12 protein-coding genes are annotated in these 14,153 nt (G+C 34.9%); 1 reads left to right on the top strand and 11 read right to left on the bottom strand.

All coding sequences use genetic code 11. The annotated features are described in order from the left end of the window. Positions 1-192: 192 nt before the first annotated feature. Both AC4CVH_RS06150 and AC4CVH_RS06155 read right to left on the bottom strand, forming a co-directional pair. Positions 193-480, bottom strand: coding sequence for a GNAT family N-acetyltransferase (locus tag AC4CVH_RS06150; protein ID WP_490786870.1), 288 nt, complete (start codon positions 478-480; stop codon positions 193-195). 106 nt (positions 481-586) lie between these two features. Then, positions 587-1,420, bottom strand: coding sequence for an AraC family transcriptional regulator (locus AC4CVH_RS06155; RefSeq protein WP_490786871.1), 834 nt, complete (start codon positions 1,418-1,420; stop codon positions 587-589). A 208-nt stretch (positions 1,421-1,628) separates the two neighbouring features. Between AC4CVH_RS06155 and AC4CVH_RS06160 the strand changes: the two genes are divergently transcribed. Continuing rightward, positions 1,629-2,153: a zinc-binding dehydrogenase gene (locus tag AC4CVH_RS06160; protein ID WP_490786929.1), complete on the top strand. Its 525-nt coding sequence runs from the start codon at positions 1,629-1,631 to the stop codon at positions 2,151-2,153. Between the two features lie 78 nt (positions 2,154-2,231). On the opposite strand, the gene AC4CVH_RS06165 is transcribed toward AC4CVH_RS06160, so the two are convergent. The 9 genes from AC4CVH_RS06165 to AC4CVH_RS06205 all read right to left on the bottom strand — a co-directional run bounded on the left by AC4CVH_RS06165 (position 2,232) and on the right by AC4CVH_RS06205 (position 14,140). Further along, complete coding sequence (locus AC4CVH_RS06165) at positions 2,232-3,719, bottom strand: UxaA family hydrolase (protein WP_490786872.1); 1,488 nt, start codon at positions 3,717-3,719, stop codon at positions 2,232-2,234. 21 nt (positions 3,720-3,740) lie between these two features. Beyond that, positions 3,741-5,189: a tagaturonate reductase gene (locus AC4CVH_RS06170; protein ID WP_490786873.1), complete on the bottom strand. Its 1,449-nt coding sequence runs from the start codon at positions 5,187-5,189 to the stop codon at positions 3,741-3,743. A 143-nt stretch (positions 5,190-5,332) separates the two neighbouring features. Beyond that, positions 5,333-6,334 (bottom strand): LacI family DNA-binding transcriptional regulator, encoded by a 1,002-nt coding sequence (locus tag AC4CVH_RS06175; protein WP_490786874.1) that lies wholly within the window; start codon positions 6,332-6,334, stop codon positions 5,333-5,335. Between the two features lie 130 nt (positions 6,335-6,464). Continuing rightward, on the bottom strand, positions 6,465-7,823 hold the full coding sequence (locus AC4CVH_RS06180; protein WP_490786875.1) for a glycoside-pentoside-hexuronide (GPH):cation symporter: 1,359 nt from the start codon (positions 7,821-7,823) through the stop codon (positions 6,465-6,467). A gap of 148 nt (positions 7,824-7,971) precedes the next feature. Then, positions 7,972-9,372: a glucuronate isomerase gene (gene uxaC / locus AC4CVH_RS06185; protein WP_490786876.1), complete on the bottom strand. Its 1,401-nt coding sequence runs from the start codon at positions 9,370-9,372 to the stop codon at positions 7,972-7,974. 195 nt (positions 9,373-9,567) lie between these two features. Beyond that, positions 9,568-10,281: a ribulose-phosphate 3-epimerase gene (locus AC4CVH_RS06190; RefSeq protein WP_490786877.1), complete on the bottom strand. Its 714-nt coding sequence runs from the start codon at positions 10,279-10,281 to the stop codon at positions 9,568-9,570. Between the two features lie 17 nt (positions 10,282-10,298). Beyond that, the gene (locus AC4CVH_RS06195) at positions 10,299-10,979 is read right to left on the bottom strand and encodes a fructose-6-phosphate aldolase (RefSeq protein WP_490786878.1); all 681 of its coding nucleotides are present in this window, start codon (positions 10,977-10,979) and stop codon (positions 10,299-10,301) included. A gap of 42 nt (positions 10,980-11,021) precedes the next feature. After that, positions 11,022-11,822: a glycyl-radical enzyme activating protein gene (locus AC4CVH_RS06200; protein WP_490786879.1), complete on the bottom strand. Its 801-nt coding sequence runs from the start codon at positions 11,820-11,822 to the stop codon at positions 11,022-11,024. Between the two features lie 20 nt (positions 11,823-11,842). Continuing rightward, positions 11,843-14,140, bottom strand: coding sequence for a formate C-acetyltransferase (locus AC4CVH_RS06205; RefSeq protein ID WP_490786880.1), 2,298 nt, complete (start codon positions 14,138-14,140; stop codon positions 11,843-11,845). Between the last annotated feature and the right edge of the window lie 13 nt (positions 14,141-14,153).

The following is a 14,153-nucleotide window of genomic DNA, read 5'->3' on the forward strand; positions in this document are numbered from 1 at the left end:
TTAATCGTTATCACACTATCCAAAAAAGCCTTACTTATTATCAAAATCAGAGAACCTAATATTATCTTCTGCCTATTAGGACTTAACTTTGGATTGTTTATTTAACTACATTATGCAGAATGGAGCAAATCAGAATTTAGATATAATAATAAAAAGCAGTACCTCCCGTAGAAGATACTGCTTTTTATTTACTTATTGAAAGCCTTCAGATATTACATCTTCCCACAAATCTTTATGCTTTTCAAGCCACGTACTAGCATAAGGGCAAGTCGCCGAAGCTCTGAGTTTATTTTTTCTTAAAAACTTACATACAACTGTCATCATTTCTCCAGCCACTCCCCTGCCTCTTAGGACAGGGTTAACATAAGTATGGTTGATATCAATTTCTCCATTCTCCTTAATTGAAAACGTGGCTTCTGCCATAAGTTCATTACCTTTCCCCATGCTGTAAACTCTTCCTTTTTCATATTTCCATTCCATATTTATCTCTCCTTTAAACCAGGTAGCTAATTTGTATCATTATACTGTCTGAATTTAAATACTGTCAATAATACTATTTTCCCCTGATACACTAAAAGACATTTACTTAAATATTGGAAGCTTTGTATTGAGATGGAGAAATCCCTACATATTTCTTAAAGCATTTACTGAAATAAAAAATATCATTAAAACCAACCATGGAAGAAGCCTCTGAAACTGTATATCCATCATTTAATAAATCCTTTGATTTTCCAATTCTCACATCAATAAGATATGAAATCGGTGATTTTCCAGTTACATTTTTAAAAATACTCTCCAAATAGGAAGGACTGATATTTACAACCCTGGACAGCTCCTGTAAATTCAATTTATCTGTTAAATGCTCCGTCATATATGAAATTACCTTTTCAGTTTTACGTATATTCTCATAGTTAAAATTCCTGTCAATTTTTTTACGCAGTAATAGAGATAAAATTTCTGAGAAAATAGCCCTTCCCTGTATGACTCTATTATGCTTTTCATACAGCCAGGTTTTAGTAAACTTTGAAAACAATTCGAAAAGATGTGAAAATAAAAATTTGTCCTCAATTTTATCCACCGTAGGAAAAGGCAATTGTATGTCATGCAATTTCCATGTATTTCCTTCTAAATAAGGCAGGGTGTACAAAAAATCTATCGTGTAACATTTCATCAAATTATCTGCAAAAGTATAACCTTCCCTATAATCTCCTGGCTTATAATAAATAAGATTTCCCCTGCTCACTTTAAATTCTTCATTGTTGCATGTGAGCATTGCTTCTCCCTCATATACCAAGATAATGTTGTGCTTGTCATAAACAGACGGTCCTGCAAAAAACCAGTTGGCAGTACATTCCCTATTTGCTACATATGTAATTTGTGAAAAAATATTTTCAAAGTTATTGGTTTCAAATAAATTCATTTTCTATCTCCTTTGCCAATATTCAATTTTAACTTAATATATTAATGAGATATTACAAATACAAATATATTATACATGTTTTATAAAAGGAGGAAATGTTTGTGCAAATCTAAAAGTTAGAGGAGTTCACATTCATGGCGGATATCGTGAATATATTGCAGTACAAAGCTGTTCAAGAGCTGAACTTTGCAAAGAAGATACTCTTCTTATACTTGGATGCGGAGCCCTTGGAAGTAGTATACTCAAAATAGCAAGATTAACTGGCGCTACTATTATTGCCGTAGATGTAGTTGATGAAAAAATAGAGGAAGCAAAGAAAAATGGAGCTGCTTATGGAATTAATCTTCTAAAGGAAAACGTAGTTGCAAGAGCCAGAGAACTTACTGGTGGTTACGGTCCTACAGTTTCTATTGATGCTGCCTGCACAAAAGATTCCCTTGCTACGCTTCTAGAGGTAACTGGAAACGCCGGAAGAGTTATTACAATGGGATTTTCCATAGATCCAACAGTAGTTACACAGTTTAAAATCACTGCAAAAGGGCTGGACATCAGGGGTTCCAGACTTCAGAATAAAAAATTCCAGGCAGTTATTGACTTAATCAACAATGGAAAACTAGACTTAACAAACAGTATATCTCATAAATTCAATTATTTAGATGCACAAAAAGCTTTCGATTTTGTAGACAGCAAAGATCCAAGCATCAGAAAAATAGCATTAACTTTTGATGAGTAAAAGCCGGTGATACAAAATCTGCAGCTTGAATATGAAAATAACGCCTTTTTCTCAGGCGTTATTTTCATATTTATTAAATTACAAAGTCACTCCAGTTTTAAATATAGCAATTTCCCTGAAGTCATTTTTTTCATTGTTTACAAACTCTCCACTTGAAACCCTGACAACATAATCGATAAACCGCCCGAGTACCTCATCTTCTGTATTTTCATTAACAAGTACACCTGCATTAAAATCTATCCAGTTCGGTTTATTTTCAAAAAGAGCTGTATTTGTTGAAACCTTCATGGTAGGAACAAAACTCCCAAAGGGAGTTCCTCTCCCTGTAGTAAACAGAACAATCTGACACCCTGATGCGGCAAGCGCGGATGATGCAACCAGATCATTTCCAGGTGCACTTAGAAGATTCAGTCCATTTTTTCTAAGAGTTTCACCGTATTTCAATACATCGGTTACATTTGAAGTCCCAGACTTCTGCGTACATCCAAGTGATTTATCTTCAAGAGTAGTTATTCCTCCAGCCTTGTTTCCCGGAGATGGATTCTCGTATATAGGCTGATTGTATTTCATAAAATACTCCTTGAAATCATTTATAAGATGCACTGTCTTGTCAAAAATCTCTCTGTTTTCACATCTATTCATTAAAAGAGTTTCAGCTCCAAACATTTCCGGCACCTCTGTAAGAACAGTAGTTCCTCCCTGTGAAACGAGGAAATCTGAAAATTTCCCCAAAAGTGGATTTGCTGTAATTCCAGACAATCCGTCTGATCCTCCACACTTGAGCCCAACCTTGAGAGCAGAAAGCGGAACTTCCTCTCTACTGTCGTCCTTCATTTCCTTGTAAAGCCCGCAGAGAATATCCGCTCCTATTTCTATTTCATCGGATACTTCCTGACATACAAGAAATTTAGTTCTGTTCTCATCAAAATCACCAAGAGCCTTTTTAAAATCGTCCATCTTGTTGTTCTCGCATCCCAGTCCAAGTACAAGAACTCCTCCAGCATTAGGATGTTTTACAACATTGCATAGAACGGTTCTAGTGTTTACATGATCCTCTCCGAGCTGTGAACATCCATAATTGTGTTTTAAAACAAGAGTATTGTCTATAGACATCTCGCCAACTTTTTTCTTGAACCTGTCCATTATTCTGTCTGCTATTCCATTTACACATCCAACCGTCGGTACTATCCAGAGCTCGTTTCTTATACCCACGTCTCCATTTTTTCTTCTATACCCTTTAAAAGTCATATTTTCGCCTTTTTTAACACTTTCATTCAGGCTTTGATTGAAAGTGTAATCTTTAATACCACTTAAATTGGTTTTTGCATTGTGGGTATGAACCCAAGTTCCTTTTTCTATATCGGAAGTTGAATGCCCTATTGGAAATCCGTACTTTACTATGTTTTCTCCATTTAAAATCTTTTTTGCCGCTACCTTATGCCCTTTATCCACATTTTGCTTCAATATAATTTTCTCTCCGCCACACTCAATAACTTCACCAACTTTCAAGTTGGCAAGAGCCACAAATACATTGTCATTTTTATTGATTTTTATAAACTTTTTCACTATAACACATCCTATTTCAAACTATAATACTTCCTTGACCGCTTCTTTAATTCCAAGCCTCTCAATGTCGGACAAATACTTTGTGACAAGTTCATTCAAGCCGTCTATATCATTAAGATTCATCTTCCAGTTCTTTTCATATCCGAGTACTGAAGTTACAATATTTTTAAGTCCTGTTTCAGTTCCATCATAATTCGACCACAATGATTTATAAAGATCCAGTATATCTTGATTGTCTGCAAGCTTTATAATTTCGTCGCCTCTTTTTCCCTTGTAAAACTCTATTAATGCTGCAAGTGAAAATACAAGTTTTTCAGGAAGTTTTCCGCTTCTTTTTTTGTACTCGATCAATGAAGGAAGATCTCTCGTTTCAAATTTGGACATTGAATTTAAAGCTATGCTCATAAGATAATGTTTCACAAAAGGATTGACAAATCTCTCAAGTACAGCGCCTGCAAAATACTTGAGTTCATCTTCAGGCAAATCAAGCGTAGGTATTATCTCATCGTATATTACACCATTTAAAAATTTTCCAACAACGTCATGTTTAACTGACTCTGAAACTATGTCAAGACCATATAAATAAGCAACTGGAACAAGTGCTGTATGTGCACCATTTAAAATTCTAACTTTTCTTGTTCTGTACGGAGTCATGTCATCGACAAATTTCACATTAAGATTTGCTTTTTCAACCGGCAGTTCATTTTTTATCCAATCAGGTCCCTCAACAACCCACAGATGAAATTGTTCCCCGACATCAACAAGTCCATCTTCATATCCAATCTCTTTCGTAACTTCATCTATAGTGTCTCTAGGATATCCTGGTACTATTCTGTCAACAAGACTGCAGCAAAACGTATTTGCATTTTCAAGCCAATCTTTAAATCTGTCCCCAAGATTCCACAATTCTGTATATTTAGAAACAATTTTTTTAAGTTTTTCACCATTCCTGTCTATAAGTTCGCACGGAATTATTATAAATCCCTTACTTTTATCACCATCAAATTGTTTGAACCTATGATATAAAAATGCTGTAAGTTTGCCCGGATAACTGCTTTGAGGCCTGTCTGAAAGCTTATCCTTTTCAGCAAAGGCTATTCCTGCCTCCGTAGTGTTTGATATTATGAATCTAAGTTCAGGATTGTCCCCAATCTTTAAAAACTCATCATAATCACAATAAGGATTTACACCTCTGCTTACAGAATTTATTATGGTATGCTCTCTTACAGCCTTACCGTCTTTCATCCCCTGAAGATAAAGCGTATACAATCCATCCTGTTCATTTAACTTATTCACAAGTCCGTTTTCTATTGGCTGAACCACTACTACGCTTCCATTAAAACCTGCCTCTTTGTTCATTTTATCTATTTGCCAGTCTATAAATGCCCTCAAAAAATTGCCTTCTCCAAACTGCATTACCTTTTCCGGATAACTTTTATATTCCTTGAACAACTCTTTATTTAACTTCATTGCAAAACCCTCCTATTATTTTATTTAATATGTTTTCACATTATGATTTTCTGATTTCAATCAAAATTATATCATTTTTATGCACACGTTAACAATAGTTTCTATAAAATTTTAGTATTAAAATGATTTTTTCAATTGTATATTTATTCTAATTTGCAGACAGAATCTCTTATTACAAGCTCTGTGTTTATATACATTTTTCCACTTTCAAAAGACTTACCATCTATAAGCTGCAGCAATTTTTTCGCACCAAGTATACTTATCTTTTCCATGGGCCTTTTCACAGTAGTCAAAGCTGGAACTGAATATTCGCAGAATCCTATATTGTCAAATCCTATTACGGAAATATCACAAGGTACCTTAAATGACCTGTCATTTGCAGCTTTTATTGCTCCTACAGCCATATCATCATTTGAGCAGAATACTGCTGTAGGAACCTTGGCCATATCAAGTAATTTTTCCATAGCTTTATATCCACTTTCCATATCATAACTGCCTCTTACAATATAATTTTTATTTACCTGTATATTATACTCGATAAGTGCATCCATAAATCCAGTTCTTCTTTCATTTGACGACTTGAATCCTTCTTTTCCTTCTATTATCGCTATGTCTCTGTGACCGTTCTCTATAAGATATTCCACAGCCTTAAAAGAACCGTGCCTGTCATCAGACAATATGTTTATCACCCTCTCATCCTGCATGTCTCTATCAAGAACTACAAGTGGTATCTTATTGTCTATCAGATGATAAATAAAGGCATTGTCATCTTCACTCTGACTCATTATTATGATTCCGTCAAATCTTTTGTTGTCTACAAACTCAAATTTATTACAGTTGTCAATTCCTGTAACCACCAAATTGTAATTTTGATTTATAACACTGCTTACACCTCTCAGTATCTCAAATAGAAATGTAGGAGACGTACCTGCCCTTATGCTTGAAAAGAACAGGCCTATGTTGTTTGATTTGTGGAGTACAAGATTCTTGGCATTATAGTTTGGAACATACTTAAGTTGTTTTGCTATGCTTTTTATTTTATCTTTTGTCTCTTCATTTATCAAAGGGCTGTTGTTAAGTGCTCTTGATACCGTTGTATGAGATACATTTGCCAATTTTGCTATATCTTTTATAGTGACGCTCACATTATTTCACCTTTCCTTTAATGGATATTAATTTTCAATTATATTTTATAATATCACATTTTAAATACATAAACTACACTCATCGGAATATGAAATAATGCAAGCACTCTTTAATCTATAAAAATACGCCCTATTGCCTTATAAGGTCAGCCTCTGTTTTTCCTTCATGGAGATCCTTTACAATAGATTCATACTTTTTGTCTGATAATCCGTACAATACTCCTATTACCAAAGCCGCTACTATGAGAGCAACACATGGATAAAGAGTTTGAAGCGATTTTATTCCAAGCAAGGTTGCCGCACTCTGATGTACATTTGGAACATATCCTATGAGAGTAAGTCCAAATCCGGAAAGCCCTCCTGCAATGGACTGTGCAATCTTCCTCGAAAAATTAAAGGCTGAATACGTTATTCCTTCTCTTCTTACTCCAGTATGCCACTCGCCGTAATCTATTACATCGGATACAAATGCCCATGTAACACCATTTGGTATACTTATCCCTATAAATGAAATGCTTAACAGTATGGTAAACAATACAATATTGACAGGCAATATAAAATTCAATCCATCTGCAATAAAGCTCATTGCAAATCCCAACACTGCCGTTTTCTTTTTTCCAAATTTTTTTACAAGATACGGCATAGAAACTATACCTACTATAGAACAGCCTATACTTATAAAATTAACATATGGAAGCAGCAATACATTTCCAAGATAATACTGACAAAAATAAACTATCATTGCTGTCTTTATATTATATGCCGAGATTGAAAATATAGTCATGAGTATGAGTACAAGTAGTGGCTTGTTCGTAAATACTGCGGTGGCAAAACTTCTTGGAGTGATCTTTTGATTTTTTCTCTCTACTTTTACTGATTCCTTTGTATTCCTAAAGGTTATAAAAAACGACACGATACCTATTAACCCCATAATTGCTGCTGCAAATGGAAATCCAGCCTTTGGATTGTTAAATTTAATAACTATCGGCATAAATATTACCCCTGTTATTAAAAGTGCACCAACCGAACCCGCCTGTCTAAACGATGCCAATTGGCTTCTGTCTTGGACATCCTGTGTCATAACTGAACCCAGCGAACCATAAGGCACATTCGTAAACGAATATAGAAGGCCCCAAAGCATATAGGATATATAAGCATAAACAAGCTTTCCACTCATGGATATGTTCGGTGTAAAAAATGTACAGACAGTTAATATGGCCAATCCTATGCTTGAATAAAACATAACAGGCTTGAACCTTCCATTTTTTCCAATACTTTTTCTTGAATCTACTACAGAACCGGCTATAGGATCCATGAATGCATCGAATATTTTTGTAAACACAAATATTCCACCCGCAACAGCTCCTGGAAGTCCAACTACATCCGTATAAAATTTAAGAAGATATGCCTGTCCCAAGTCAAACATGAATCCATTGCCAAAGTCTCCAAATCCATAACTTATCTTTTCTTTTAAGCTTAATTTTCTCATATTCATACTCCTTTCGACAAAATATTCTATATATTTAGTTTATTATAAATAGTATGACATTTATATAGATATCCCTGCCAAATTGCAACAAATCATTGACAGTGCTATGATTTGTTGTATTTTGACAAAATATTTTTACAATACACTGCTACATGTTAAAATATGTTTTTGCATTCTTATAGCATATTCCTTCTACTATATTTCCAAGCATTTCCTCATCATCTGGATATTCTCCGTTTTCAACCCACTTTCCAATTAAATCGCAGAGTATCCTCCTGAAATATTCATGCCTTGTATACGAAAGAAAACTTCTCGAATCAGTAAGCATGCCGACGAATCTGCTAAGCAATCCAGTATTGGCCAAAGTAGTCATTTGATCGATCATTCCTGTTTTACTGTCATTGAACCACCAGGCTGATCCAAGCTGAATTTTGCCTGGTATGGAGGTTCCCTGGAAGCATCCCATTATAGTTCCAATTGTATAGCTATCTTTGGCATTTAATGAATACAATATCATCTTTGGAAGAGCCCCTTCCATTTCAAGTGAATCCATAAGGCGTGCAAGTGGTTCTGCTATTGTGAGATCATTCATGGAATCAAACCCTGTATCAGGTCCCATTTTCTTAAACATATTAGTGTTTAAATCCCTTAATGCTGCAATATGAAGCTGCATTACCCATCCAAATTTTGAATACAATTTTCCAAGAAATTTCATAATATAGGTTTTATATTTGGAAATTTCAGTTTTGGTTAAAGTTTCCCCTTTAAATCTCTTTACAAATATATCATTGACTTCCTCTTTGGATGCTTCAGCATAATCTACAACGTCCATAGCATGGTCTGAAACCCTGCATCCTACAGAATTAAAAAATTCAATTCTAGACTCAATGGAACTTAATAAATCATCAATATTCTCTATTTTTCTGCCGCATACTTCACTTAATTTATCAATCCACGGCATAAATGTGTCTTTGTCTATTTTTAAACCTTTATCAGGTCTGAATGCCGGCAAAACCTTTACATTAAAATTTTCTTCTTTTTTTAGCTTCAAATGATATTCCAAAGTATCCACCGGGTCATCTGTTGTGCAAACAATCTTTACATTTGACTTTTTTATAAGTTCCCTTGCTGAAAATTCATCTTTCTCTAAAAGTTCATTGGCTTTTTTCCATATGTCTGGGGCAGTTTTCTCATTTAAAGGTTCATATATTCCGAAAAATCTTTGAAGTTCCAAATGAGTCCAATGATACAATGGATTTCCTATAGCAATTGACAGAGTTTTTGTCCATGCCATAAATTTATCATAGTCACTGGAGTCTCCAGTTATATATTTTTCATCTATTCCGTTACTCCTCATCAAACGCCATTTGTAATGATCACCATATAGCCATGCATCCGCTATGTTTTTAAATTTCCTGTCCTCATAAATTTCTTTGGGACTTAAATGACAGTGGTAATCAATTATAGGCATGTCCTTAGCATAATTATTGTACAGCTTTACAGCTGTAGGAGTAGACAACAAAAAATTTTCATCCATGAATTTTTTCATAATTACAATCCACCTCAATTTTAATTTTTTAGATTATGTTAACGTGAACATAACTTATGTGTTAATTATAACTTATACATATTAAAAATACAATATTTCACTGTTAACGTGTCCGTATAAAAACCAGCATTAAAAACACATTCACAAGAACTGTTTTCAACGCTGGTTTTAACTTGATTGCTGATGACATTGAGTTTATTTTTTTCTATTTCCGGATTTTTGGCACCTTGCAGCAATTTCAACCATTTCATTACAGGATTGTTCTACACTGCAATTTTCAACAAATAATCCCGAAGATCCCCCAGTTAAAATATCCGCTCCTGCCTTTACAACCTGAGGGATTGTATATATGTTGATATTTCCATCCGCCTCTATTCCAGTATTCAATCCTGCTTCGTCAAGCATACATCTCATACTGGCTATATGTTCCACTGCCTGCCTTTGAATTTTTTGTCCTGAAAATCCAGGCTCCACGGTAAGCTTCAGTATCCACGAAACTTGCTCTGCAAGGGACGGAAAATCATTTTCTGGAGCTGTATTTGATTTATATGCAAGAACAGGCTTTGCTCCAAAGTCACGTATCATCTTAAATATTTTATACGGATCTTTCAGTGATTCATAATGCACCGCAATATAATCCGCTCCCAATTTTGCACAAGCTTCTATAAATTTTTCAGGTTCGTAAACTGCAAGATGAACTTCAATAGGGATACTTGCTTCTTCTCTCATGCTTTTTAACGTTGGTTCACCCAGCATAAAACAATTGTTGAACCTTCCATCGACTACATCAAAGTGATAAAACGACACTCTGGATTTTTCAACCTCCTGCATGTCCTTTTTTAGATTGCAGAGATTCATGCATGATACAGAAGCTGATACATTAATATTTTCCTTTTTTACAGTTTTCATAATAAACCTCTCAGAGATTAAAGATCACAAATTGAAGTCCCTTTTCCAAATACACCTTCCCAGTCAGATGTAAAATCATCTACAGCTCTTCCTATCAACGCCATGTTGAGAGAATCTTTGAGTATCTCAGGTGCTACAGTTGCAACCTGCGCTCCTGCTGAAAAAGAGTCCATTACCTGTCCTATGTTTTTAAAGCTTGCAGCAAGTATCTTTGTTGGATAATTATACCTGTCTATCATGTCTGCAACCATTTGTATTGTAGCACGAGGGTCAATATTCATATTTTCCATTCTATTAAAATATGGTGCAATAAAATCTGCTCCTGCTTCAAGTGATAGAAGTGACTGGACTTTTGTATAAACCGCAGTTGCCGTAATGCCAACACCTTTTGCTTTAAGTATATTCATAGCCTTTAATCCTTCTGCTGTAACAGGAATTTTGATATAAACCTTGTCGTCCACTTTTTCCCTTATTGTTTCTGCTTCTTTTACTATACCGTTGCATTCTTTTGATACAACTTGTATATGAATGCTTTTTTCCTGTCCAAGGATATTTCTGATTTCTTTGAAATGATTGAAGAAATCAATCTTTCCTTCTTTTTTTATAATGCTTGGATTGCTTGTAATTCCAGTTATAGGAAAAGTATCCTTATATTTTTTTATAACCTCAATATTAGCAGTATCAAACATAAATTCCATTTTTAATTATCTCCTCTTGTTTTAAATTTTTATTTTAATTTTTTACATTCCACCAATAACTACTTTTACTCCATCAAACCTTTTCTCAATCATTTTTTTTATGTCATTTGACTCTTTCTGTCCAAGTGGCTCGATGTCCTTCAGGCTGTATTCCTTGTGCAAATACTCATACTTTTCACTTCCATATTGATGAAATGGAAGTATATGAATTTCACGAAGACCGAGTTCTTTAGTAAATTCAATTATCTGCTCGATATTTTCTTTTGATATGGTATATCCTGGAATAAGTGGTATTCTCGGTATTACTTTCTTGTGATTTTCAACAAGCATCCTAATATTTGTTTTTACAAGTTCCATATCAATTCCTATAATATCTCTTGCCTTTACTTTATCCATTATTTTAAGATCAAACAATACAACATCAAGATATTTACTCATCTCAAGCAAATCGTTGGTACTTCCATTTCCAGATGTCTCAATAGCTGTATCCACACACAACTTTTTAAGTTTTTTCAACAGTTCAATGGAAAACTTGGACTGCGCGAGGACTTCACCACCTGATAAAGTAACACCGCCTCCAGAAGTGTTATAAAAAATCATATCCTTTTCAACCTCTGCTGTAACTTCATCAACTGTCATATACTTTCCAAAGATTCTAACGTCACCTGAAGAAAATCTTGAAGTACCTTCCGTTTTTCCAACCGTTTCTATATCAAAGGATTGAGACTCAGGATTACAACACCAGGGACAATGAAGCGGACATCCTTTTAAAAAAACCACTGTTCTTATTCCATTTCCATCATGAATTGAATATCTCTGTATGTTAAAAATCAATGCCTTCATAAATAAACCACATCCATTTATTATAATACGTGCTCGGTTCTTGCAATTATATCATCCTGTATTTTCTTATTGAGTTCTACAAAGAAAGCGCTGTATCCTGCAACCCTTACAACAAGTCCTTTATAGTTTTCAGGATTTTTTTGTGCATCCACAAGCATACGCCTTGACATTACATTAAATTGAATATGCTGTATTTTAAGTTTCATGAATGACATAAGGAAATCTCCAAATTTTTTAATTCCCTCGTCACCGGATAAAGTTTTTGGATTGAACTTAACGTTTAAAAGACTTCCATTTGTAGTCAGATAATTGTCAAGCTTACTCACACTCTTTAAAACTGCAGTTGGTCCGAGAAGGTCTCTCCCAACCATAGGTGAAAGTCCGCCATCAGCCAGCTGGCTGTGTGCCTTTCTACCATCAGGTGTCGCTCCAACCGCCTCTCCAAGTGGAATATGCGCTGAAACTGTATATGCACCAGGGATAAATCTCCCTCCTCTTGGATTAGAGTACTTCTCGAGTTCCTTTGCATAATACCTAAGTATGTCTGATGATATAAAATCAACCTCATCATTGTCATTTCCATACTTATCATAGTTGTTTATGAGCATCTGTCTCAAATCGGGATAATCTTTCCCTTCAAAGTCTGCGTCAAGTGCATTTACAATTTCTTCAAAAGATATCCTCTTTTCCTCGAATACTATTTTCTTCAATGCATATAGAGAATCGCTCAAATTAGCCTCTCCTATACCCTGTATTCCTGAAAAATTGTATTTTGCTCCGCCTTCAGTCACATCTTTTCCACTTTCAAGGCAATTATCTATTAAACAGGAAAGCATTGGAATCGGTGCAAATTTCCTATGTCCTATATCCACTATATTTGAACCATCACATACAAGTTTGACATAGTGTGTGATTTTCTTCTTTATATCCCCAATTATAAAATTAAAATCTATTTTTTTGTTATTCCTGTTTTCCTTGAGTGATATTTCCATAACCTTAAGCAAATTGAAAAGTGCTATATCATGAAGTCCATAGGTCTTGCCAGGTATTGAAAGCTCGACACATCCAACTATGCTGTAATCTCTTGCATCTTCAAGGCTTACTCCCCTATTTAGAAAACCAGGAACAATTACTTCATCATTGAATATCTGAGGAATGCCTGTTCCAATTTTTATAGTTTCAGCTGTCAGATTCAAAAACGACCTTGGAATAAGTTCGTTAAGCCTTACTGCCAAATTAGGCTGTGGAAGCCTTATATCATGATAACTTTCAAGGCACAAATGTGAAAGTTCATTTACAGCAGACCTGCTGTTTTCAGTAAGTCCTCCAAGAGCTATGGTATACCCTGTTGGAAATCCTGCAAAGTATTTTGCACTGTTTGCGCTTCTAATAAGCACAACATCATTTGTTTTTATCCAAAAACATTCAAGCAGCTCTTTTAAAAATTCTTTTTTACAGCCTTTCTCGAGATCATTTTTATAAAAGCTGTACATATACTGGTCAAATCTCCCCAGGGAAAGTGAACTTGCATTTGATTCATACTGTGCGCATACACTTACATACCAAACAAGCTGACATGCCTCCCAAAAACTTTCAGGCTTTTCTGTAGAGATTTTCTTGGAAACTTGGGCACACTTTAATAGTTCATTTTTCCTGTCGGGATCATTTTCCTTTGAAGCTTCCTGCAAAGCCAATTCATGATATCTCAAAATATGCCTCTGCATGGCCCTCATAGTTATGGATGCAGCTTTATAGAAAAGATTGTCCGGATTTTTATTCATCTTTGAATCAATTTTGTCAATTATGGAACTTATTCCGTTTTTGAGGACAAATGGGAAATCCATGATAATATGTCCCTGTCCTTTATCCGTCTGATTTAAAGATATAACATCGGACTCCACAGCTTCTTTTATCTCTTCACTTATCATCGAATTTATGAAATCCTTCATGGATTTGTCTTTCCAATACGGATATAACTTTTCCTTGTATACCCTCTTGTCTTCTTCACTTATATAAAAAGGATCCTGCGCCCTGGAACAAATAGTATCAAGCTCTTTATAAATCCAATAAGGGTCCATTTCCGGTGAAACAATACCGCTTCTTGGTTTTACAGTTCTGTTTCCAAGGATAAGCTCGCCTTCCCTTATAGATATCTCAACATTATCCATAATATGCGCTGAAGCTTTGGCTCTCCTTATCATAACGGGCTCTCCTACGGTTTTCTTATAGCTTTCCGTATACAAAAGTGCTCTTTCCAGAGAAACTTCCCTTTTTTCACTAAACAGTTGATTTTTCAGCCTATTGATTCTTTCATTCACTTATTCCACCCCA

The organism is Clostridium pabulibutyricum (assembly GCF_058242705.1).

Coding starts and splice junctions, on each gene's coding strand:
- AC4CVH_RS06155 (WP_490786871.1), bottom strand. CDS start 1,420: ATGAATTTATTTGAAACCAATAACTTTGAAAATATTTTTTCACAAATT.
- uxaC (WP_490786876.1), bottom strand. CDS start 9,372: ATGAAAAAATTCATGGATGAAAATTTTTTGTTGTCTACTCCTACAGCT.
- AC4CVH_RS06170 (WP_490786873.1), bottom strand. CDS start 5,189: ATGAAGTTAAATAAAGAGTTGTTCAAGGAATATAAAAGTTATCCGGAA.
- AC4CVH_RS06190 (WP_490786877.1), bottom strand. CDS start 10,281: ATGAAAACTGTAAAAAAGGAAAATATTAATGTATCAGCTTCTGTATCA.
- AC4CVH_RS06150 (WP_490786870.1), bottom strand. CDS start 480: ATGGAATGGAAATATGAAAAAGGAAGAGTTTACAGCATGGGGAAAGGT.
- AC4CVH_RS06180 (WP_490786875.1), bottom strand. CDS start 7,823: ATGAGAAAATTAAGCTTAAAAGAAAAGATAAGTTATGGATTTGGAGAC.
- AC4CVH_RS06200 (WP_490786879.1), bottom strand. CDS start 11,822: ATGAAGGCATTGATTTTTAACATACAGAGATATTCAATTCATGATGGA.
- AC4CVH_RS06195 (WP_490786878.1), bottom strand. CDS start 10,979: ATGGAATTTATGTTTGATACTGCTAATATTGAGGTTATAAAAAAATAT.